This is a genomic window from Corynebacterium sp. MSK218, assembly GCF_030232655.1.
Taxonomy (GTDB): domain Bacteria; phylum Actinomycetota; class Actinomycetes; order Mycobacteriales; family Mycobacteriaceae; genus Corynebacterium.
Window position 1 is genome coordinate 38,082 of sequence record NZ_JASPGN010000016.1, and the last position, 22,717, is coordinate 60,798.

Below are 22,717 nucleotides of genomic sequence, written 5' to 3' on the forward strand. Positions count from 1 at the left end.
AGCACAGTGCGTGCCAAGGGGGTGAAAGTTCGGGACGGGGCGCTGCTATTTAGACGGCGCTGCCGTAGAGGTTTCGGCCTCGTCGATAGGCACGTAGTCCTCGCGGCGCTTGACCCAGGAGATAACCAGCGTGGTCAGCGGAAGCATGATGACCTCGCAGGCGGTCTTCCACAAGAAGCCCACGATGACGTAATTCAGGAAGCCGCTGAAGGAATCGATACCGATGACGGGCGCTGCGATGGCGCAGAACAACAGGGTATCGCCGAACTCGCCGACGACGGTGGAAGCAACAAGGCGGGCAATGAGACCCTTCTCGCCCGAGCGGGCCTTCATCTTCACCAAGGTGAAGGAGTTGAGCAGCTGGCCCACAACGTAGCCGACCAAGGAGGCGGCAAGAATTTGCGGAACCAGTCCGAGAGTTGCTTGGAAAGCTTCTTGGCCCTCGTAGAAGTCCGCGGCGGGCAGCCAGATGGCGATGTAGAAGGAGAGCGCGGCAAGGATAGCCATGGCGAAGCCAATGTAGACAGCGCGGCGGGTGGACTTGAAGCCGTAGCACTCAGAGAGAACGTCGCCCACGATGTAGGCAAGAGGGAAGAGGAAGAAGGCGCCATCGGTAATGAGCGGGCCCAGCTGGACGCCCTTCGTGGCGTTGATGTTCGAGATGAGGAACGTGACGACGAACACCGTGACCAGCCACGGGTACAGAGTGGAATGTACCGGGATGAATCGGATGCTCTCGCCACCGGATTTGGTGGTTGCGGTTGCCGATTGAGTTGTCATGACACAGCATTTTTCCATGAAGATGGGGGAACTAGAAATGGGGTGGATCAAGCGCTACTACTGGGGAGTAATCCCTGTGGTGTCATTGCGAACGAAAACTGCAGATGAGCAGGTTGTTTTTGGGATCCATTAAGAGGTTATTAGTCAGAAAGTTATCTGAACTGGGCAGAAAAGGTGGCCATACTATGGCATTCTTTTGCTTGCAGTGTTGTCGTGTTCCCTGCACGTTTCTTGTCTGCTGTGCTTGCTGAGCGCTCGAAGAAATTCGGGCGCGTTCGAATTTTTAGGTCAGCACGAGAAGAACGTGTCCGAGACTGCGACTACCTTATATCTCAATGCTCTCAGCACTCCGGCTGATTCTTTGTCTTCTACGCACTTATGCAGGGAGGAGAGGGAGGTCGGTCGGGGCAAACACCGTTATAGAGAAGGTATCGCTATGACATTTGGTTCCCCAGGTTCGTCACCACAGTTTGGCGGGCGCCCTCCACAAGGTGCGCCCACGCCGAACCCCGGCGCAGGACACAACGCCGGCTCTGGGTTCGGTGCGCCCGGTGGATCCGGCGGATTTGGTGTTCCCAATCCGACGCAGAACCCGAACCCTAACCCCAGTTCAGTGCAGAGCGCAGGCACGGGCCCAAGTTCCGGCTTTGGTTCCGGTTCCGGTTCGGGCTTTGGCGCGCCGGGCTCGTCGGATGGCTTTGGCCAGTCCTCCCCAACCCCGGACTTCCGCCGCCAGGTCGCAACGCCGAGCGAGCCGACGAAGGGACCGTGGTCACTGCTCATCGCAGCAGGTGTGTCTGCAGTTATTGCGCTGATTTTGCTTATCGTGGCGCCCCTCGTTGCTTCGCCGACGCAGGGCCTGTACTTTGGCCTCGCGATCTTTGGATGGCTGCTGGCGGGCATCGTTACCTTTGTTCTTTTGGGCCTGTACACCTTGAAGAACACGCAGCGGCAAGCAGAGACCTTCTACATTGAGGACACCACACAAACCTTGCTCTACCGCGTCATTATGGGTGGTAGTTTCCTTCTCGTCATTGTCGCTGCGGTGGAAATCGCCTTCTATGTAGGAAAGGCGGTTGGCGCCTAATGAAGAAGTTCACTCGTGCACTAGCTTTGTCCGCAGCAGCGATGATTGCCGGTTTCGGCGGTAGCTTGGGAGCCGTAGCGCAAGAAGCCCCACCGGCTCCTGATGCACCAGCTCCTGGGGCGCCTCCGGCTCCGGATGCACCCGCGCCGGATAATCCGGAAGGGAATCCGGACGACAAACCCGAAGACCACCCAGAGGACAACGGCGACCACAAAACTGACGAGCACCCAGAGGACAAGCCTGCTCCGGAGGAACACCGCGAAGGTATCGGTTCTGAGTCCAAGCTTTCTGAAGTCTCCCAAAAGAACCTGTCTGACTTCGGCTCGTGTATCGCGAGCGAGAAATCCGCGGACCTGCTTTTTGTTCTGGACCAATCGGCGTCGCTCGTTGGTTACGAAGGCTCAACGCCTACGGATGCTGACTTTTTCCGCGTGGATGCTACGGCGGACATTGTGAAGCAGCTGGCTAACCTCGGCGAGGATAACGGCGCCGACATCAACGTCAAGCTCGCTGGTTTCGGTTCTGAGTACTACAGTGACCCTGCCGAATACGGCGGCTGGACCAACGTCTCCGGTAAGGAAGATGCCCTGGACAGCGAGCTGGAGAAGTTTCGTCAGGAAGACCGAGTCTCTGATCTGGAAACCAATTACGGCGCTGCGTACTCAGGTGCGCTCAAGGAATTCGCGTCTCATGAGAGCAGCAATTGCCGGGCCATCGTGTTCTTTACCGATGGCAAGTACTACACCGATGCCGAAGCACATGATCTGAAGGGCGCACAAGACAAGCTGTGTGAGGTTAATTCTTCAGTAACTGCTTTCCGCAACTCGAACATTCGCCTTTTTAATGTCGGCCTGGTTCCTGCTGCCGAAGCGCAGGACCAGATTAGCCAGCTGACACGCATGGCAGAAGGCGAGGACTGTGGCCAAGGTGCCCCGAACGGTGCGTTCTTTGATGCTGGTGAGGACCCCGCGGCTTTGTTCGCTGCCTTCCGAAATCTCATCCCGACTTCGGGTGGTGTGACTAAAGACGGAAACCTGAAGGACCAATTCGACTTCGTTCTGGATGACTCCGTCTCCCCAGTGCGCCTGTCTGCAGTACCGAAGAATTCGGTGGAGGAAGGCACCCTTATTCCCACGTTGACCGGCCCCAATGGTGAAGTGGTTGAGCTCCACACTGATACCACCAAGGTGGCCGGCGCGAAGGTCTCCGTGACCGAAAACAATAAGCTGCCGGGCATGGTGGACATCGCTATGGAAAAGGATGGCGATGACTGGGCTGGCGCATGGACCTTCGGCTACAAGGTAGCTGAAGGCACTGATGGCGAGTACCTTGCGTCTGTCGTCATGGTCCCCGGTCTCACCCTTGACCTCAAGCGCGAGGATGGCACCAAGGTTGAAGGAGGAATTAACTCCGACCAGGTACTCAAGGGCCAACTGGTGGACGGCAAAGGTGAGGCCCGCACGCTAGAGGGCGAGGGCACGCTGCACGCAGAGTTCGTACCGGAGGAAGGTTCCCCGGTCACTCTCGTGGACAACGCCCCGATTACTGATGGGCAGCCTGTCGATATTCCGCTCGATCAAGTAGAAAACGCTGCCTCTGGTCAGCTGGTCACTCGCGTGGACATCACTACGAAGGGCACGAAGGATCGTCCAGGTTCCAAGCTGGATCCCATCAATGCCGAAACCCCGCTGACTATTACTCCGGTGAACATGCCCACTGTTGGCTCGGCGCAGACCATTACGATGACGGAGAAAGAAATTACCGTCGACGTCCCTGTGACCGGCCCGGGCAAGGTGTGGGTTGCAGACCAGACAGTGAATACCGAAGACGCCATGCTGCCTGGAGGAGTGTCCTCCATCGCTGTGTCCTCGAAGAACAACTCTGAGGACTCTGCACTGGAGCTGTCCAAGGACGAGAAAGCCACCATTCCGGTGACTTTGAGCGTGGAGAATATGGCTGACGGTCCGCTGCGCGTGGAGCCGGTAATTAATCTCCAGTCAGCAGAAGACAACGAGCAGATGGAGTTGCCGCTGACCTTGCAGGGCTCCATGAGCGCTCCTTTGAGCAAGTCCGCATTTGGCTTGGCATTTGTTCTTGCAGTTCTGCTTGCACTGCTCATTCCGCTGGCCATCCTGTACTTCATGAAGTGGTTCTCTGGTCGTATTCCAGAAAAGCCACGCATGTTTGTTAAGACCATTCCGGTCAAGCGCGACGGGGCCAACCTGGTTCGCACCGATAATGGCCGTCCATTTGCCGTGAGCAAGGATGAGTTCCAGGGCGCAGTACCGGTGGAGACCTCGGCACGCTCAGCTCAGCTGGGCCGCAATGAAGCCAAGGTGAAGATGGGGCTGAGCCCCTTTACTGCCGCGCACGTAGAGATTCAGCGTGACGGCACAATTTCCGGCAAGGGCAAGAAGTCCGGTTACCGCGCAGTGCTGCCGCTGGCCATTCAGAATGAGTGGTTCTTTGTTGGTAACCAGAAGGACCGCGACTCCGGTGAGATCGTCTTGACCGTCGATACGCTGGCACAAGCAAGCCAGTACGACGAGATGTCGAAGGAAATCAGCCGACAGGCACTGCCGCTCTTTGACCAAGTAGCGTTCCCTGCTGAGAAGGAGCAGTCCCCGCCGCCAGCAGGGCAGCAGACCCCACCTCAGCAACCGGGTGGTCCGTCTGGCCCCACCGGTCAGCCAGGACCATCTGCTCCACAGGGCCCGTGGGGCCCGCAAGGTGGCCCACAGCCTGGACCACAAGGAGCTCCGCACCAGGGCAGTCAACCACATACCCCGCAACGCGGTGGCTTTGGTTCCTCGCAACCTGCGGGACCGTCCCCGCAGACCCCGCCGCAGCACGGCCAGCCGGGCCGCCCGAATCAGCCCGGCCACTCTGGCTTTGGTGGAGGGCCAGGATTCGGTGGTGGACAGGGCTTCGGCCAGCCACAGCGTCCGAATCAGCCAGGCGGTCCAGGACAGCCTGGTGGCTCCGGGTTCGGTCAACCGGGACAGCAACGCCCGAACAATCCTGGTACCCCTGGTAACAACGGCGGCTTTCCCCCGAACCCCGGGTTCGGACCCCGGAACTAAGTCGGTTTAGCACCACACAACAGCACAGAAGCGAAGCCCCTTCGAAAGGTAGTTAAAGATGAAGAAGTTCCTCGTCGTCGGTTGCGGTGGCTCCGGCGCCAAGACCCTGGCGTTCATGATGGATCAGCTCAAAGCGGAGCTGCGCAGCATTGACCCGGACATGACCGAACTGCCCAAGGCGTGGCAGTTCGTCAACATCGACGTGCCTCTTGAGGAGGAAGCCGGCCCGCAGAAACTGCCCAACGTGACTCAAAACGGCGGCCAGTACGTCGGCATTGGTTCGCGTCAGAACTACAACACCTTCGACGAGGGAGTATCCAGCATCCTCGGCCGCTCCGGCAAGCTCGGTGAAATTGCCACCTGGGCTACCCGAAACCCGGCGTCCAATGACGTCAAGCTTGCTGATGGTGCCGGCCAGTACCGCGCAATCGGCCGCATGCTGACCCTGCCGCACCTCAAGGAGATTCGCCAGTCCCTCAAGGCAGCGGTGGATGAAATGTTCACCCAGGAAGCAATCCAAGAACTCAACCGCTTGAATTACAAGCAGACCAAGTTGGATTCTGACACTGGTGACTCCCAGCCGGTCGTCCTCGTGGTCTCCTCCATGGCGGGCGGTGCCGGTGCCTCGATGTTCCTTGATGTGTGCCGCGTGCTCACTACTATTCCGAATGTGAATCCGCAGGGCACCCTCGTCTTCATGTACACCCCGGAGATATTCTCCGATAACAAGGCCGATGACATGGCTGGCGCCTGGCCGAACTCCCTGGCCATGTTTGGTGAAGTCGTGGCAGCCCAGATGGGTAATTCCAGCAAGCATGACCGTGCCATCTTCGAAGCCTTCGATATGGGTAACCCGCCGGAGGGCCAGACCTTCGGCCGAATTTTCCCGATTGGCTCCAAGATGGGCACCACCAGCGCACGTTTCGGCGATGGTTCTGCCATGTCCATTTATCGTGGTCTTGGCCGCGCATTGGCCGGCCTGATGGCATCCACAAAGGCCAGCGACAACCTCGTTTCCTACGCATTGACCAATACCCCTGCGGGTGACGGCGGCCGCCGTTTCTTCGGTTGGGATAGCCCTACCGGTGGTACCCCATGGGGCCGCCTGCCCTGGGGTTCTCTTGGTTATGCCCAGGTATCCATGGGTCGTGACCGTTTCGCCGAGTACTCCTCTCAGCGTCTTGCTCGCAGCGCCTTTGAGCGTCTCTTCAACGGCCACCTCGATCCGCAGAACCCCGAAGCCGGTGAGATGCAGATTGCTAAGAAGCTAGAGGAGCGCCTGCCCAACGCCTTTAGCTCCATTACTCTTGATCCGTCCTGGGCGCACGGCGGTCAGATTGATAGCGGCAGCGTCTGGAACTGGCTCAACAGCGTTTTCGGTGGCCAGGCTCAGCAGGCTGCGGATAGCGCAACGAAGTACCTGCAGAACTACATCCCGGTAGGCCAGGGCCGTAACGTCAACGAGTGGCGTGACGAGTTCGAAGGCAACATGGCTGACCCACGCAACGAACAGGCGATTGCCTCCGTACTGAACAACGCTGCGTATGACATTGTCTACCGCTACGCCAATTTCTTCACTGACAGCGTGCTGGCCACCGTCGAGGGCGAGCTGGCGGCCGTCGGCGTGCCTTATGTGCGCGAAATGCTCTCGAAGATTACGGATGTGTTGACGAACTCCGACCGTCTCATGCCGGTCCTAGGAGAGTACTCCGGTTACTACCAAAACACCCGCGTGCTGACGAAGCCGGAGGGCGCGGATCCCATCCTGAGCCCGCTGACCGGTAAGGGCCAGATGACGGACCCGACGCCGACGGTTAATGCACTCATGGGCTTGTACTACAACCAGTTCTACAGCTATGCGCTCATGGCCATCGCACACCTGCTCAAGGATGTTCTCCAGGATTATGCCGACGAGAACCTTTTCCACCTCAAGCGCGAGCTGGCAGATGCCCACGCCGTGCTAGAGAAGGCAGTGTCCAAGCGCGCTGAAACCAACAAGCTTGCGGATGTGCGCACCGATGAAGTCAACGCATGGCCGACGGAAATTGATGAGGTTGTCGAAACCCGCTTCAAGGGTGCCGAGAACGAAATCATGCTCACGGACGTCAACTCCTTCATCGTTGACTACAAGGATCAGATGCTGCGCACCATCCAGGGCCAGCAGTCCACGGCGGACGTCACCAACTATGAGCAGGCTTATCCCTTCGCAGTGCGTTCCGTTATTCGCGGTGAGTGGGAATCCCTCGACGCGGCCCAAGCGCCGAATGACACTTTGGCACCGCAGAAGCACACGAACGATGCATATTCCAACCGTGCTGGTTGGGTTTCTAAGTACCTGTCGCGTCACCCGCAGACTGGTGAGTCCCGTGAATCCCAGCGTGCGCACTACCACGCCAAGATTCGTCCAACGGATCTGCTCGAGCGCTCCCGCCAGTGGATTAACCGTCGTGATTACGAGTTCCAGAAGTTCAACTCGGTCGACCTCCGCCGCTACCTCACCCTGACCCCAGACATCAACGAGGTCGAGCACGCAGAGCGCCAGCGCCGCTTCGTGGAGGCCTTCCAGTTGGCACTGAGCTATGCCCGCCCGCTGGCGGCTGTCAATGACGACATGGTCCAGCGCATCCATGGCAAGTCAGTGCAGTACACCTACTCATTCTCCGATATCCCATTTGCTGAGCTCGGCTCCGCAGAGAGCGGTATCGCTGCGCAGCTGGAGTCCGTGCTCAACCGCCCGGAGATTGACGGCCCGTCCTCGGTTGCTCTCCGCAACTCCCTGAACATGTCGGATCATGTTCAGCACATCGAGATTTTCGGCTCCTACCCGAACTACTCGCCGATTGTCTTCTCCTCCATGTTTAACTACATCGCCAAGGACATTGAGAAGCAGGACAACTTCGATGGTTCTTGGTGGTCGGAACGCCGAACCCGCCCGCTCCCGGCAGCGTTGCCGCTCACGGAGACCGAGCGCCAGGCCATGGTTGCCGGTTGGATCATTGGCCGCATCACCGGGCGCGTGTACATCTCCAACCCAGACGCCAGCAACGCCGCGGCCCATATCTTTGATGACACTGATGGTGGCGTGAACAATTGGGTCGACTTCCCGAACCCCATGCTCATCTCGCCGCGCCGCATGATCAAGAAGTCGGACTGGATGTCCTCGGTACTGGAATCCATCTTCATCGCATACGCCAAGGTGCAGGAGAACGGCCCTCACGGCTTCGCATCATCGCTGTATCCGTACCAGTTGCTGCGCGGGCTTTTCGACGACGGACTCGACTTCGCTCACTCCGGCGCATCAACGCACCCGGTAGTCCACCGTTTGGCGCAGTTCCTTGCGTCTGGTGAAGTGCCGAACCGCGGCACGGTGGGCACGTCCATCCAGGATCGCTACGAAACCTTCGTCGCGGAGTTGGACAAGTTCGCACGCGGTGCTGATCACTTCGTTCCGGGCCACACCAACGCCTTGCCAGGTCAGGGCCGCGCGAACAAGCCATTCGCAGAGATTCGCTCCCGCGAGGTGGCATCCATGACGCCGTACTACCGCGACTTGGCCGAAGACGTTATCGCCATGGTGCCGGTTATCCGCAACTACCTGGACCAAGCCAAGACCGTGGCCGAGAATCCCGTGGCGCAGCCAAGCCCGCAGGCACGTACCTCAGAGTCAGATTTCGGGCAGACCACTTCACCGGAATTCAACCTCAACGATCTGGATGACACCTTCTAATGACGAACGTAATTATCTTCGGGCACGGCGCGACTGCGGATGATATCCGCTCGCGGTTGAGCGATTTGCGTGCCGTCGGCCTCCTACAAGACTTCGTATGGATCGACTACGCGCACCCCACCAACGGAGCGGTTGTGCGTTCCTTTACGGAGGAGGGCACTGCGCGCTTGTCGACGCTTGATGATGCCCTCCGCGGCTTGTCCGGTGACGTCCTCCTCGCCACCATTGATCCGATGGATGCTGAACAACCGCAGGACGCTAACAAGCTCACGGAGTGGGTCAGTGCAGTCGGCCAGCGCCTGATTCAGGCCTCAAACCTGCGCGTTCGTCTGCTGCTGTCCGCCTTGCCGATGGACAACGTTGAGGTAATGCCGCTGCAGGGATGGAGCAACCTCGTGCTTTCCCCGGAAGAAGGTGGAACCCCGGCCTCCTCACGGATTCGCCCCATCAAGCGGACCAAGGATGGTTTCGAGCTCGCACAGTTTGCTGCTCCTGCTGTGGCCAGCATTTTCGGCCTGTGGCGCGGCATGCCGGAGCCGGCCGTGCTGGACCCCGATACACACCGAGTCATCGAAACCGGTGACCGCCAGCGTTTCCGGCTTGTGCGTGCCTTCCACCGCACGATCGACGCCAGTGACATTGAGGACAAGGTCAAGAAAGCCGTCTTTGACCCCACTCAGCGTCTTCCGCAGCCGCAGGTCAACAACATTTCCCGTGCTGTGCACTACGCAAACCCTGAGCAACTCACGGATCAGTGCGCCAAGATGTTCATTGACCAGCAGATCTCCCCACTGGTGAGCGCACCTACCGCTTATGAGGAACTACAGTCCCACAAGGTCAGTGGTTGGGCAGCGCTCAAAGATAATCTGCGTCTGTACTGGTCAACGGTCGTCGGCAAGCCTCAGGACTGGGTCGAGGGCCAGCGCGGTGCCATGAACAAGAACGCCGCCACGTTCCTCCAGAAGATGCTGTACGGCGAGAATTCCAGTGTTGAGGTTGTGCTGGCAGGGCACTCTGGCAAGGGGAGCGGTGCCACCAGCGTCGATGAACTGCGCCAAGCCAGCGAACACACGATGCGCGTGGCACAGGAACAGCACTTCTCGCTGGGCCAAGAGCCGCAGCTGTCCCACACCTGGGAGGCCTATCACGATTATGCGCTCGGACTGGTTGATGGTTCCTGGCGCGAGAGTATTGATACCCAGGGGCTTCGCAATAACCAGGGCAACATGTACATCGTGCAGTACGGTGGCCAGTCCGTGCAGGATGTCAGCGCTTCCTTCCACGGCTTCCATCCACTCATGACCAGTACCTTGGGGTACACGCATGAGTCACAGGCAACGGTGGCTCCCTTCGACCCAGTAGGCGCAGAACGCTTCGCCGCCGACATCGAGTACACGAGTCAGCAGACCCGTAACGAAGCCGTCAGCCGCAAGAAGCATGAGTTTGCTTCCTGGCGTGCGAAGAACAGCACCACCTTTGCATGGAAGGTAGGCCAGGGACTGTGGGATAAGTTGGGCCATGCTCAGCAGAAATATCGTGAGGCACACGCTATGGCCCGCGAGCTGCAGGAGCTGGCCAACAGCTTCCAGGCACGTGACTTCAACGCAGAAAACAAAGCTCTTACCGGCAAGCTACGCACGATGTGGGTTGTCCTCTTCGTGTTCCTTGCGCTTCTGACCTACATGGTGGCTGGCCGCTACAACCAGGATCTGCCGCTCGGTGAGTACCTGCAGTGGTTTGATTGGCCGTGGTATGTGGTGGGCGTCATTGTGGCGATTCTGTTTTTCCTCCTGTGCTCGTGGGCGGTGTTTACCAAGGCTCAGCGAGATATTTTTGACTACGTGCAACGCCGCAAGCTTCTTGCCCGAAACCAAGAGATTGCAGCGCAGAACCTGGCAACATCTTCGGCGGAAATCGCGCGCATTTCCAATGCCTACAACCAGTTCTTGAGCTGGTCTGCCTTGTTGGGCCGTGCTATCTACGCCCCATTCGGCCGCAAGGAAACCTCGAGCGATCACCTGCGTACTCCGCAGTCGGGTCTGCCGGAGAACGCTCGTATTGCCCAGGCCGTGCTCAACCGTGACGATGCTGTGCGCATGACGGATGAGATTCGTTCCCATATTTTCCAAACGGAGTGGGCGCACCGGTCGCTGAAGTCCATGTTGGATGACATGAATAACACCTTTGAGCGCAACCGCACTGGCCACACGGCCGTGGCGCTCAATGAGATGTGGGGAATGGCTGGTCTCGGTTCGAGTACTGCGTTGGATAACCTCTCGCGCAACCTTGATCACCCTTATATGAAGGACCGCGACTTGAAGCAGCAAGAGTGGCAGAAGGTCATCACGGATCCGCGCATGTCGCGCAGTCTGCAGCAGTACCTGGGCCATGTCACCTTCCGTGAGGAAGGAGGCGCCCGGAGCCAGAGCACGAGCGAGTTCCTCGCCGGCATGAATCAGGAAAAGGGCGCTTTGCAGGCCTTCAGCCCCAATGCGTTGACTAGTGCTGGCGGCGCTGAGGGCTACACCGAGATTGACGGCTCCCGCACTCGCATTGTGGAAGTGGATAGTCAAACCGCACTGACCAGTCAGCTTTCCCGTTCGGTCACGGTGGTGCAGTACGGCAAGATCACTGATTTCAAGTACCTCATCCCTGATTCCGTCCCTGGTGCGCATACCTATGACAACACCGCGGACTTGTCCCTCGATGAGCTGGATGACACCAGCCACATGGGTTTCGGAGCGCCAGCACAGACCGATGCGCCAAGCGACTCACGTGGTACCCAGGAGAGTGCGCCGTGGCAGCAGGGCTCGAATGCTAACCCCGTGTTTGGTCAGCAGGGGACTCCGGACTTGTCGGACCTCGATGAAACCTTCTAGGGAAGATTGATCTAAGGAACGTTGATGACACACACCCCGAAACCCTCAATCAAGGATGTTCCGTTTAGCGAGCTCACGACATTGCATGAGCTGAAGCGTGTGAGTGCTGACGATGTCCGTGAGGCTGTCTCCGCCCCGTTTAGGCAGTTTGCCGAGCAGATTGCCGCTGCATTTAACGGTGAGGAAGTAGATCACCCAGAGCTGAGTGCGGAGTCTCTCAACGCAGCGGCGGCACAGGGACGCGCCGCCGAACACAAGGCTGCGCAGCAAGCAGCCGCAGAACGTGCAGCGGCAGAGCAGGCACGGCGTCAACAGCACGAGCAGCAGGCCGCCGCCGTTCAGCAGACACAGCCTAACGTGCAGCCGGGGTCGGAAGCTCCGGCTGCCGCGGCGCCGCGCGACTTCCTTGCTGAGTGGGCAGAGCTCCAAGCGGAAGAAGAACAGAAGACCCAGGTCAACGAAGAGGACTACATCACCATCCCGGGCTTCGGTATCCGGGCAGAGTACCAATACCGCCAAGACCCCAACTGGGTGGCACCGGGCATTGAGTTTGAGGTTGAAGTACCAGAGACCACCGCGGCCGAGGATGAGTCCGGTGATGAATTTGGTTATGGCGTAGAACCGGAGCCAGAAGAAGAATCCGACCAGCGCCACCCGGTACGCCTGTGGTGGCCGGAGCTTGAGCATGAGCCGAACGAGGTCGTGTTCTATCGCGTGGTGGCTGATGATTCCGAGATGGTTGCCTCCCCTGACGCTGGCGATACCCTTGTGTACACCAAGGGCACTGCCTACCGCGATAACAACCCGGGTGAAGCAGGACTGCGGCACTACGCCGTGTGGGCCTATAAAGGTACGGACCTGCGTGAACTGGTTAATAGCCAGCCGGTCTTCATGGGTGATACCGCTGTGGTATTCCCACCGGTCAACGTGCGAGTCTCGACCATCAAGGGGGCCATCCAAGTCTCCTGGGACCTGCTGCCGGGCCATTCCAGCGCCATGGTCTATGCCTGCCGTGATAGCGAGAAGGAGCTGCTTTCCCCGCGATTTGAGCAGGACGTGGACAGCTCCGGCCGCAAGGCCACCATCCCGGTTCAGGAATCCGGACAAACCATCGTTATCTCCCTGCTGGGCCAAGCAGAGTTCCATGGTGCTACCGAGCAGAGCCAGGATGAGGTTGCGGTGCAGCGCTCCGTGAAGCTGGCCAGTGAGTTGGAAAAGCTGGAGCTGTCGCGCTGTGAACGCCGCAGCGAGTACGGCCACGATTCCATTGAGGTGGATTGGTATTCACCAAAGTCAGGTGAGGTGAATATCTACCTCACCCCCACCGCTCCACCAGCAGATCTGACTACCTCGGCGGTACCAAAGACGTACGTCGAAAGTGCGCTATCGAGCGCTTTTACTGAGACCCGCGGCATTTCTGAAGCGGGTTCTTTCCAGACCGTCACTATGACGTGGCCACCGGACTGGTACGAGGTGTACATCACCCCGGTGAACTTCAACGACGCCGATGCCTGGGTAGGCGAATCCAAGGTGTTGCAGCGCGTGCAGTCCATTGAAGATGACCAGTTCCGTCTCATCGAGCGTGTGGATAGTCAGCTCATTACGTTCGATTGGCCGAAGGGCGCTACCGCGGTGGAATACTCTACAAACCGCGAACATGACCAGATTCGTGAAGAGGATTATGACCTCCAAGGAGGGATCCGCCTGCACCTCGACCAGCACGGAGATACCGTACGCCTCAAGCCCTATGCGGTGTTTGCTGGTAAGCGCACTGAGGGCGAGGAGCGCGTCATTCAGTATGAGGGGCTGCGCCCCGTGACGTATGACTTTGACGTCGATGTCTACCAAGGCCAAGTCAAGGTCTACCTGTGGAGCCTGGGCAATGGCGATAAGCGTCAGTTCTCCTGCCAGGTCGTGTACCGAGCTGACCGCCTGCCACTCTTCCCGGAAGACGGTGAGGCACTCGGCATTGTGGAAACCAACCTGCAGAGCACGACCCACGTGGCACAAGGCTTGGGCCCTTCACGTGGGCAGTACCCAGACTTCACTGTGTCGCTTGGCCAGTACGCACAGCGCGGTGGATTCATTCGTTTGTTTGCTGTGGAAGGGTTCGACACCTACGTCGATTCTTCCTTCGACAGCTTCGGCGGTAACGATGCCTTCAGTGGATTCGCTGAGAGCTATAGCGAGGCATCGCCCACGTTGAGCGCATCAGATAAGGCCGTGGTCGTGGAAGGAGATGTGGCGAACCGCTTGATGTTCTACGCCGCTAGCCCGAATGATGGCCCACAGTATTCTGAGCAGTACACCGAGCCGCAGCCCGGGCAGTACTACGACCAGAGCTATGGCCAGAATTATGGTCAGGACCAGTACTTCCAAGGAGGCCAGTAGCGATGGGCGGCGCATTTAGCTATGCATCTTTCTCCCGCGCCAAAGGCCGTGCTGGCGGTTGGGGAGTGGGCCAGAAAGTTGGTGACCTTACTCAAGAGGAGCTCGCGGAGCTGGTGTCTTTCGTGCCCACCTCGCTCAACAACGGCACTGCCATCCCGGATTTTCCTTCCGCGCAGCAGCGAGCTGAGCTTGTTCGCCGCACAGCAGTTTTCGCTCTGACACCGGAAGCAGATAAGTGGGTAACCATGGTGTCAGTCCCGGCTGGTCTCGATGCCACTGGGCGCGGCGGCAATGTGTTCACTTACACCACCGTGACGCGAACCGGTACTCCGCCGGCTCCCTTCACAGTGCTTTATTCCCCTGATGTACCTGCTCCTTTTTCCATCTATGAGGTGGATAAGGTGCAGATTCCGGAAGGAATCGCGGCGCGCGGTCCGCTGCATTCAGATGTCTTGCTCGACGAGTTCCTCGACGGGGAATTCCGCCAGCCGGAGAAACTTCCGGCGCCGTTTAAGTCCGTAACCCCGAACCCAGATTCCACGTTCAACCGTGAGTTGGTATCGGCAATGTCCAAGGTACTTAACTCTCGGAATGGTCTGGTCATCCTCGTGGCTCCCGATAACCAGGCGGCATTGTGGATTGCCGCCACTGCCCGCGAGGTGGGGGAGGACGGTTTCGGGTTCTCTACTTTTGAACGGGCCGCAGCCATCAATGAGTTCCCACTGAGCACGTCCACCATGATCGTGGTTCCGCCGAGCGAGAAGCAGCGCTTGGCAGACACCGCCATTTCCGGAAACCCAGTGGTGTTTGTGCTGGGTGAGGCCCTGCCTGATGTTAGCGCCTACGAACGAACGTCTGATGAGACGGAAGCAACCGCAGCGGAGCCAGAAGCCCCGGCTGCGCAAGAGGCAGCACCGTTTGGCGCACCTTCTTTCGGTTCCTCGCCTTTTGCTGGTGGCGGCGATCCCGCCGCGCCATTCCCGCCGAATCCTCTTGCAGCCTCGCGCCCCCTGGAGGAGCAGCTCTCCCCGAGCGATGATGGGCTACCACTGAGCGCAGCATCGGATAATCCTTTCGCAGCTGGGGCAGCTGACGCGGCCATGGCGTCGGCAGGTGCGGGGCCGGATAGGGAGACGTCGACAAGCGCAGCCCCCAGCTTTACCCCGGCAGAGCCCGCTCCTGAACCAGCCAAGGCAACAGTCACTTCGGGCACGCAGCTTGGGTCGAACGCGACCGTCCCAGCCTTGAGTGCGGAGGAATACCAGAAGCTCATCACCTTTGATGCGCGTTGGTGGATTGAGTACCTCGATACCCGTCGCGGCCGCTCTATCCAGTTGGCGTACCTAGACAAATCCGCGTTGGGTGATGGGCTGGACAAGCTACTCATGTCAGCGATTATTGCTTCGTGGGTCTTTTATTTCCCCCGGGATTTCACCCTGTTGGCTGAGGATGCACTGCGGCCGTGGGAGAACCGCGACCTTGAACACGTCGCGCACCTCACCGCTGATCATTTTGCGAATGCGTTCCACCTTGAAAACTGCGAGCGTTATGCCACTGGTCGCGTCGCCATGGTGCTTGATGCCGTGGCGCAGCTTCTCGCAGAGCGCTCCGTGCGGCACCAACAGCACCAACCAGGTTGGCAGAACCGCGGACACGGGCAGGGCAGAGGCCCGGGGCTGTGAAGCAACGGATGTTAGGCAACACACGAACAGGCAAGATTAAAGAAGGTAAGAAGCGTCATGGCTAAATACACATTGCGGGACGGCGAGTCCCGCCGCATCGGCTCAGACGGCATCCTGCGCGTCGAAGCCTTCGAGATGGGCACCGGTGGTGCATCGATGGAGCTGGCCATCGTGGGTGAAGGCGTCGATGCTGTCCGCGTGCACGACCTGTCCCTGATGGTCCACTCCCTTCCGGAGCGCGCCACCATCGTGGTGCAGCCCAAGCGCGGCGGCACCTTTGGCCAGCGCAGTGAGGTGCGCCTCACGGTGAGCAACGCGGGCGATTCGGTGACTTTCCCGCGCGTGCTTATCGACGCTGCCGAGGACTCCCCCGAGCGCCTCGCCGAAGTCACACCGGAGTCCGGCAGCTACCGCCTTGACGCCTTCGGCACGACCGAAGGCGCTGGTATTACAGATTCCGCCCGTGAGGTGCGTTCCAAGATGCGGCGCGCCGAGCTCGATGTTTCTGGTCTGGATGATGTCACTGTCATCGTCGATGGTTCTGCGTCCATGCAAGTGAACGTCACACCAAAGATTGTCGAGGCAGCCGCCAAGTACATCGATGCGCTCTCGGATGCTTTCAAGCGCTTCCGCGCCACCGATGGTCAAGACAGCATCCAGACCCACAAGGTGGATGAGCTGACTCGCTTCATCAGTGGGGTCATTGAAAACGGTGCGGAGCGCGTGGGGCAGCGCCCGTGGCACGGGCCGAACATCGTGTCCACGACGTCGCTGGCTATTTACGTTACCGACTCCCCGGTAGCGTCCATGCTGGATACCGGCGTGCCTACCGTCGTACTCATCACGAGTGCTATTGGCCGCCAAGAGCTGGAGCTCGCCCACATCAATGGCACGCCACGCCAGGTGGCGTATGCGGTGATTGATGAGGACGTCGTCAAGCAGCTCGACAGCGGCGCCAATACCGAGCTTTCCGAGCTCACCGACCGAGTCACTGCCATGCTGAAGGAGAGGAACTCATGACCCAGGCACGTTGCCCATGGACGTTCAAGCCGCTAGAGGCGGGCGTGACAGTGAGCCCGTACACGAACCGAGAATTGCCGGAGGGGTGGACCGATGCGGTTACGCATTGCGTAGCTATGGCCGGTGCCCGAAACTCCGGCAAGTCGCTGTACACGGCGGTGATGATTAAGCAGCTCAAGCAGTTGGCCCACAAGCACGATAGATCCGTGCAGCCAGCGGATGAGTCGACGCGCGAGCGCTACGCGGAGGTCTATGAAAAGCCTCTCTTCGAGGAGATGCGCGCCATGGATCCCACGCCGAGCGCTGTGGCGACGGATGCCTACCAGCGTGACCCACTCATTTACGAGCTGGGCGTATGGCCGGATGAGCAGGGACAACCGCGCATGAACTACCTGGTCTTCCGCGATGTGGCGGGCGAAGACCTGGAAAACCCGCCGGAGAACGAGGCTGATCGCGAGAATCTCGCGTTCTTTTCCCACGCAGACCTCGTCATTTTCCTTTTCGATCCGCTGCGCGTAAAGCAGATTCAGGATTTCATCCACGGTCTTATCCCCAACATTGGTGAATTGGGCGCGGATTCGCTGAGCGTGCTGGATAACCTTCTGGATCTTCTCGATACGGATACCCCGCCGCCACTGGCTGTGACTATTTCCAAGTTCGATACCGTGCAGAAGCTTGAACAGGTTGATGATGTGCGGTGGAAGAAGCTCATGTCCAACCGTGGTGCGGCCTTCCGGCGCGATACTGGCTGGAATTTCAACGACTCGGACCGCTACATGGTCCACCAGGAAGCCGAGTCTCTGCTGCGCTTCCTGGGCGCGAACGATCTCATCAACAAGCTGTACTCCGCGGCGCCTCGCGAGGGAAGCTTCTTCGTCGTGTCTGCTCTCGGTGAGGCCCCGACGGGCCGTCAGCTCGCGCGCAGCGGCATTGCGCCCTACCGTGTGCTCGACCCCATCCGGTGGCAGTTGAGCCGTCGTGGCGTGTTTACGCAGGACGTCTCATGACCTTCGGTACCCCACAACCTGGGCCTTTGGGGCCGGGGCACCAGCATCCCGCCCCAGCGCCCACGCCGGCTGGCCCGAATGCCGCGCAGGACTATCGCTATGGGCACGTCACGGATGCTGCCCGGGAATCGCGCCGAGCAGCGGATATGAAGGCCCAGTGGGCGCCATGGCCGTTGAAAGTCGCAGCAGTCATCGAGCTGCTCATCTGCACCTATGCGGTGTTTAATATCTGCAAGCTCGTGGCCTTTGAGAACAGTCCGGAAGCAGTGACTCGCACGGAACAGTTGTCGACCGAATTTGGTGTGCTGCTGGGCGTTCTGGTGCTGCTCGTCTGTGTGCTGACCACCTACGTGCTGCATGCGCAACAGTCAGCGCGCATCGCGCTTACCGCTATCAGCGCAGTGCTGGTGTTGCTCATCCCCGTAAGCTCGGTCATGCCGGTGTCCATCGCCTCAGCCGTGGTTATCGTGCTGTTATGGCTGCCGGTGAACCGTCAGTGGTTCGGTGGGGCTTAGGCTTTCTTACGCAGCTCCTCCAGCGCCCGCGTATTGCCGGCGGCGTCGAAGAGGTTGTAGGCGAAGTGGTACATGTTCCGCGCGCGTTCTGCTACGTTGCCGGCGGCATAGCGGTCACCGAGGAGTTCGGCTACTTCCGCTAGGGCGCTTTGCTCGGTCGGGGTCGTGGCTGCGGAGGCGGTGTGCTTCTCCAAGAAATCAAGCAGAACCTGCGTGGACTTGAACATGTCCTCGGCCTGCGTGCGCAAGCTCTCGGAGTAGAGCACCGTCCATTTAGCGGCCACCGGTAGGCTCTTCAGCTTCGTAGAATCCGCATAACGGGAGGCCAGAATGTCATAGGCCTCTTGGGGGTCATTGGGGAGAACATGCAGGTTTACCCGCTTGAGGATGGCCTGCAGCTCGTTGTCGACATCCCCGATGCGGGCGTACTCCCGCTCGGCGGCCTCCAAACATGCCAGGCGCTGGGTTTTATCCCCGCTTGAGTTGGCTGCGGCATCGCTGTAGAAGCGCGCCAGCATCGCCGGTGGTAGCTGCTGGTATTCCTCCTCGCGGCGGGCATTCGACAGGATGGCAAAGGACTGCGCGGCTACACGGGAACAGTCGTCCTGCGAGTCAGATGCCCAGAGAGCACCGACAGCGGATTCAAGGATGACCGTGAGGACATCCACAAACGAGGTTCCCGATCCATCAAAATTCCCGGAGGTCACCGCGTCATTGATGGTGACAAACTCAGCGGCGTGAGCTTTCGCATCGCCGTTCTTGGCCGCGTCGAGGCGCGTGCGCAGTTCAGCAAGTGTGGACGGGCTGCTATCCCCACCAGAGGCAGCAGACGCAGCCGAAGAATCGGCAACGGGCTGGGACATTGATGCAGTGACGGCCTCAGAAAAGTCCTTGTGGCTAGCAGCGGTCTGCGCGGCAGCAATCTCATCGAGCACGGAGCGATCTCCCGCAGCAGCGGCCTTGGCGGCGAACTTCTCTGCTTCTTCCTTAAAACCATTATCCAGCCAGGCGCGTGCCACACGGGCGTAGCCGGTAGCCACCAAATCCGGCTGGCCGGTCAGCACGCCGATGGAGGCAATAGCGAACGAGTCGTTGGCATCTTCGATGGTGCCTGCGGCCTGGCGGAGAGTCTCGCGGGCTTCCAGGTAGAGAGCAGCGGGACGCGCATCCTCGATGCTGCCTAGGAAAGAATCCTTCGCGATGACCCGGTTAATTTGCGCGTCAATGTGCGCTGACTCCGAAGTGGGTAGTGTTAGACCAGAGCTCTGGGAGCGCGCATAGGCCAGCATGCGCTCGGCGTCGGCGGAATCAAGCAGGGGATAGGTCGCGTCAGAAGCCATGGGGGCGATTCTAGTGGAGGACTCGCCTCCGCGCGGCCCCTAGACTGGACTGCATGGATTCTCTTTCTCCCGCCGGCCGCTATGCCCCGAGCCCGTCTGGTGATTTGCACCTAGGCAACCTTCGCACGGCGCTCCTCGCCTGGCTCTATGCGCGCAGTAGCGGACGGCGTTTCCTCGTTCGCGTGGAAGACATTGATACGCAGCGTTCCTCGCGGGAATCGGCTAGGCGCCAGCTGGAGGATCTCGCAACCTTGGGCCTGGACTGGGACGGGGAGGTCATCTACCAGCAGGATCGCTATGCCGCCTACGAGGAAGCCTTGGCACAGCTGCCCAGCTACGAGTGCTACTGCTCCCGCAAAGACATTCAGGAAGCCTCCCGCGCACCGCATGCAATTCCGGGTCAATATCCGGGGACGTGCCGGGCGCTTAGCGACGATGAACGGGCCGCCAAACGCGTCGAACTCGCCACCCAGAACCGCGTGCCAGCCATACGCCTGCGAGCCGACGCCTCCTCCTTCACCATTCACGACGCTCTCGCCGGCGAGTACACCGGCGAGGTGGATGACTTCATCCTGCGTCGCGGCGGCCAGCCGCCAGTTGACCCGAACAAGGATATGGACTGGGCCTATAACCTGGCGGTTGTCGTCGACGATGCCTTCCAAGGCGTGGATCAGGTGGTGCGCGGCGATGATCTCCTCTCCTCCGCTTCACGCCAGGCTTACCTCGCGCACCTTTTGGGCTTTCCGGAGCCAGAGTTCGTCCACGTGCCGCTCGTGCTCAACTCTGAGGGAGTGCGCCTTTCCAAGCGCGATGGGGCAGTGACCCTGCGTCAGCTTCTCGAGGGGCACAGGAGGGATGTGGGGGACGTCGTCAAGCTCTTGGCTCGGTCCTTAGGATATGAGGCCTCTTCCGCGCAGGAGCTGTGCCAACAGTTTCAGCCGGAGAAGCTATCGCGCGAGCCTTTCGTCTGGGATGGCACTGTGTAGCTCCGCTCCCTAGTCGGCTGCATAGCGGTAGTCTGAGAACTGAAAAATTCTAAACGGGGAAAGAAGCGCAGTATGGAAGTTTTGTTCGTCCTCATTGGACTGATGCTGTTGACCGTCATTGTTATGGCTGTGGGGGACAAAATAGGACTTCCCTGGCCGGCGCTTCTGACTATCCTTACGGCGGTGGCGGTCTCGGTGTACGCCACGTTCTCGAATGGCACATTTGAATTCTCCGTGCCCGCTGATCTCATTCTTCCCATCTTCTTGCCGCCATTGTTGTGGGCGCTGGCAAGGAGAACATCGTGGGGCGTCATTCGTGAACAGTGGATGACCATTCTGGCACTGTCCGTGCTGCTCGTGGTGGCCACGACCCTAGCGGTGGGGTTTACTGCTCGTGCTTTCATGCCAGGCTTGGGACTGGCTGCAGCCATCCTCATCGGCGCTGCGATTGCCCCGCCAGACCCGGTGGCCGTGGAGGCAGTGGCAGAACCTGCCGGTATTCCGCGGCGTATCATTTCCGTGCTGCAAATTGAAGGCCTGTTCAATGATGCTGCTTCCATCGTGGCCTTCCATCTTGCCTTGGAAGCCGTGAAGAGTTCGGGTGAGATGCATGCCGGGGAAGCGGTGACTCGTTTCCTCTATTCCGCGGCGGTAGCCGCCATCCTTGGCCTCGTCGTGGGCAGGGTGTCTTCGTGGTTTGTCGGCGCGGTTCATGAGGTTGTTGCTCGTAACGCGTTGACGTGGGTGATTCCTTTTGCCGTGTATATCGCTGCGGAGGAACTCGGTGCCTCCGGAGTTATTGCTGTGGTGATTGCTGCGGTAGAACTACATTCCCGTGCGCCGATTCAAGCCGAAGATCGCCTCTCTGGCCAGTCATTCTGGGAGACCGTCGAGCTTCTTTTCACGGGTGTGGCCTTTGGCCTCATTGGTTTGACTGTGTTCAGTGCCATCGACGCCGTGGGCGCGGATCTCTGGCATGCGGTCATCGTCGGCGTCATCCTGTCCTTTGTCGCTTTCCTCGTGCGTTTGGTGTGGATGTATGCCTTCTATCGCATTAATAAGCGCCGTGGGAAGCCACGCTTGGCGCCGTTGCGCTTGCAAGAAGTGCTGCTTATGACGTGGTCCGGCATGCGCGGTTTGGTAACTCTTGCGCTGGTTCTGTCCGTTCCGAGTGGCTTGAGTTTCTACAACGAGTTGACCGTTATTGCCCTCGTGGTGCTGCTCATGACCATGGTGATTCCCGGCCTGTTGCTGCCGTGGCTCATGCGTCAGCTCGACCTCACCACATATTCGCAGGCAGCCACGGACAAAATGCGCGCCACCATTACCTCCCGTGCGCGTAAAGCCGGCATCGCGGCGATGCGCACGAAGTATGAGGAACTGGACCCCGACACTGCGGCGAACATTGCTCAATGGTTTGAGGACCGCCTCGGTGAGGATGAGGACGGTGAGGACGCTACAACTCGTCTGCGCATGGCTATTGAAGCCCGCGAGGTGGCCCTCGCGGCACGGCGAACTGCCCTTGCCGGCGCCCAGCAAGAGTTGCTGCGCCTGCGCCGCGATAGGGAATTCAACCCCATGATTGTGGACGAAGTGCTTGCCGACGTCGACCGGATGTCCCTCGGTGCAAAGAAACACAGTTGAGGGGAGCGCTGATCCGTGACTAAGAATGGTGACGAGAGGAGCGAATCAATGGACGCCTATGAGTACGCCCAGCTGGAAGACGGCCTGGATTACCTCTACGACTTCTTCGACGCTGACTTGGAGGAACGCGTGCGCGCTGAGCGTGAGCTGCTGCCAGAAGGTATGGAAGACATCTTGGGCGACCACACGCTGGAAGACTACGTCTGGCTGTGGATCAAAGAACCTGGTCCTCACGGCTTCCGCCAGTTCCTGCGCGATGGCGGCTATGGCGAGGCCGATGTGGAAGAAGCTTTCCTGCTTGCCCGCACGGAGTGGGGAATGAACTCCCCGCCGCACGTGGAGTGGCTCAAGGAAGACGGCTTCGAGGCCCCCGAGTTCGACTAGGAGTGTGCGACTGCGGACGTTCGATGGAGACGCCCAGCTCGAGTGCCCAGCCGCAAAGGAACCAAAGTACTGACACCTTATGCAAAGCTCCGCATGTAATCACCTGGGGTTTTCCGGCTCTTCCGGTTTCGGGGTGCGTAGCGGGGTGAAGTAGAACACTGCGGGTTTAGCGGGTCACCACAACATATAGGG

The 22,717-nt window shown here is 59.5% G+C and carries 14 protein-coding genes; 12 read left to right on the forward strand and 2 right to left on the reverse strand.

Features of this window, described 5'->3' with window-relative positions; all coding sequences use genetic code 11:
* Positions 1 to 45 precede the first annotated feature (45 nt).
* Positions 46 to 780: a queuosine precursor transporter gene (locus tag QP922_RS11640; RefSeq protein WP_284809655.1), complete on the reverse strand. Its 735-nt coding sequence runs from the start codon at positions 778 to 780 to the stop codon at positions 46 to 48.
* Positions 781 to 1,216: 436 nt separating this feature from the next.
* On the opposite strand from QP922_RS11640, the gene QP922_RS11645 reads away from it, so the two are divergent.
* The 9 genes from QP922_RS11645 to QP922_RS11685 are packed head-to-tail and all read left to right on the forward strand — an operon-like array spanning position 1,217 to position 18,171.
* Complete coding sequence (locus QP922_RS11645; RefSeq protein ID WP_284809657.1) at positions 1,217 to 1,867, forward strand: hypothetical protein; 651 nt, start codon at positions 1,217 to 1,219, stop codon at positions 1,865 to 1,867.
* Positions 1,867 to 4,950, forward strand: a complete 3,084-nt coding sequence (locus tag QP922_RS11650) for a VWA domain-containing protein (RefSeq protein WP_284809659.1) — start codon at positions 1,867 to 1,869, stop codon at positions 4,948 to 4,950. Before QP922_RS11645 ends, QP922_RS11650 begins: the two co-directional genes overlap by 1 nt.
* 58 nt (positions 4,951 to 5,008) lie before the next feature.
* On the forward strand, positions 5,009 to 8,677 hold the full coding sequence (locus tag QP922_RS11655; protein ID WP_284809660.1) for a tubulin-like doman-containing protein: 3,669 nt from the start codon (positions 5,009 to 5,011) through the stop codon (positions 8,675 to 8,677).
* Positions 8,677 to 11,556: a hypothetical protein gene (locus QP922_RS11660; RefSeq protein ID WP_284809661.1), complete on the forward strand. Its 2,880-nt coding sequence runs from the start codon at positions 8,677 to 8,679 to the stop codon at positions 11,554 to 11,556. The genes QP922_RS11655 and QP922_RS11660 overlap by 1 nt, the downstream gene beginning before the upstream one ends.
* A 24-nt stretch (positions 11,557 to 11,580) precedes the next feature.
* Complete coding sequence (locus QP922_RS11665) at positions 11,581 to 13,947, forward strand: SaeA-related protein (protein WP_284809662.1); 2,367 nt, start codon at positions 11,581 to 11,583, stop codon at positions 13,945 to 13,947.
* A gap of 2 nt (positions 13,948 to 13,949) precedes the next feature.
* On the forward strand, positions 13,950 to 15,629 hold the full coding sequence (locus tag QP922_RS11670) for a GAP1-N2 domain-containing protein (RefSeq protein WP_284809664.1): 1,680 nt from the start codon (positions 13,950 to 13,952) through the stop codon (positions 15,627 to 15,629).
* A gap of 57 nt (positions 15,630 to 15,686) precedes the next feature.
* The gene (locus tag QP922_RS11675) at positions 15,687 to 16,649 is read left to right on the forward strand and encodes a hypothetical protein (RefSeq protein ID WP_284809665.1); all 963 of its coding nucleotides are present in this window, start codon (positions 15,687 to 15,689) and stop codon (positions 16,647 to 16,649) included.
* Positions 16,646 to 17,656: a TRAFAC clade GTPase domain-containing protein gene (locus QP922_RS11680; protein ID WP_070671433.1), complete on the forward strand. Its 1,011-nt coding sequence runs from the start codon at positions 16,646 to 16,648 to the stop codon at positions 17,654 to 17,656. The genes QP922_RS11675 and QP922_RS11680 overlap by 4 nt, the downstream gene beginning before the upstream one ends.
* Entirely contained in the window at positions 17,653 to 18,171 is a 519-nt protein-coding gene (locus QP922_RS11685; protein ID WP_284809666.1) for a hypothetical protein, read from the forward strand. Before QP922_RS11680 ends, QP922_RS11685 begins: the two co-directional genes overlap by 4 nt.
* Here the strand turns inward: QP922_RS11685 and QP922_RS11690 are convergent.
* On the reverse strand, positions 18,168 to 19,511 hold the full coding sequence (locus QP922_RS11690) for a hypothetical protein (protein ID WP_284809667.1): 1,344 nt from the start codon (positions 19,509 to 19,511) through the stop codon (positions 18,168 to 18,170). The two genes, QP922_RS11685 and QP922_RS11690, sit on opposite strands and share 4 nt — an antisense overlap.
* Positions 19,512 to 19,564: 53 nt before the next feature.
* Here QP922_RS11690 and gluQRS point away from each other — a divergent pair, with 53 nt between their 5' ends.
* From gluQRS to QP922_RS11705, 3 genes are all read left to right on the forward strand, one after another.
* The gene (gluQRS, locus tag QP922_RS11695; protein ID WP_284809669.1) at positions 19,565 to 20,497 is read left to right on the forward strand and encodes a tRNA glutamyl-Q(34) synthetase GluQRS; all 933 of its coding nucleotides are present in this window, start codon (positions 19,565 to 19,567) and stop codon (positions 20,495 to 20,497) included.
* Positions 20,498 to 20,569: 72 nt separating this feature from the next.
* Entirely contained in the window at positions 20,570 to 22,141 is a 1,572-nt protein-coding gene (locus QP922_RS11700) for a cation:proton antiporter (RefSeq protein ID WP_284809671.1), read from the forward strand.
* A 48-nt stretch (positions 22,142 to 22,189) separates the two neighbouring features.
* Complete coding sequence (locus QP922_RS11705; protein ID WP_284809675.1) at positions 22,190 to 22,525, forward strand: hypothetical protein; 336 nt, start codon at positions 22,190 to 22,192, stop codon at positions 22,523 to 22,525.
* The last annotated feature ends 192 nt before the right edge of the window (positions 22,526 to 22,717 follow it).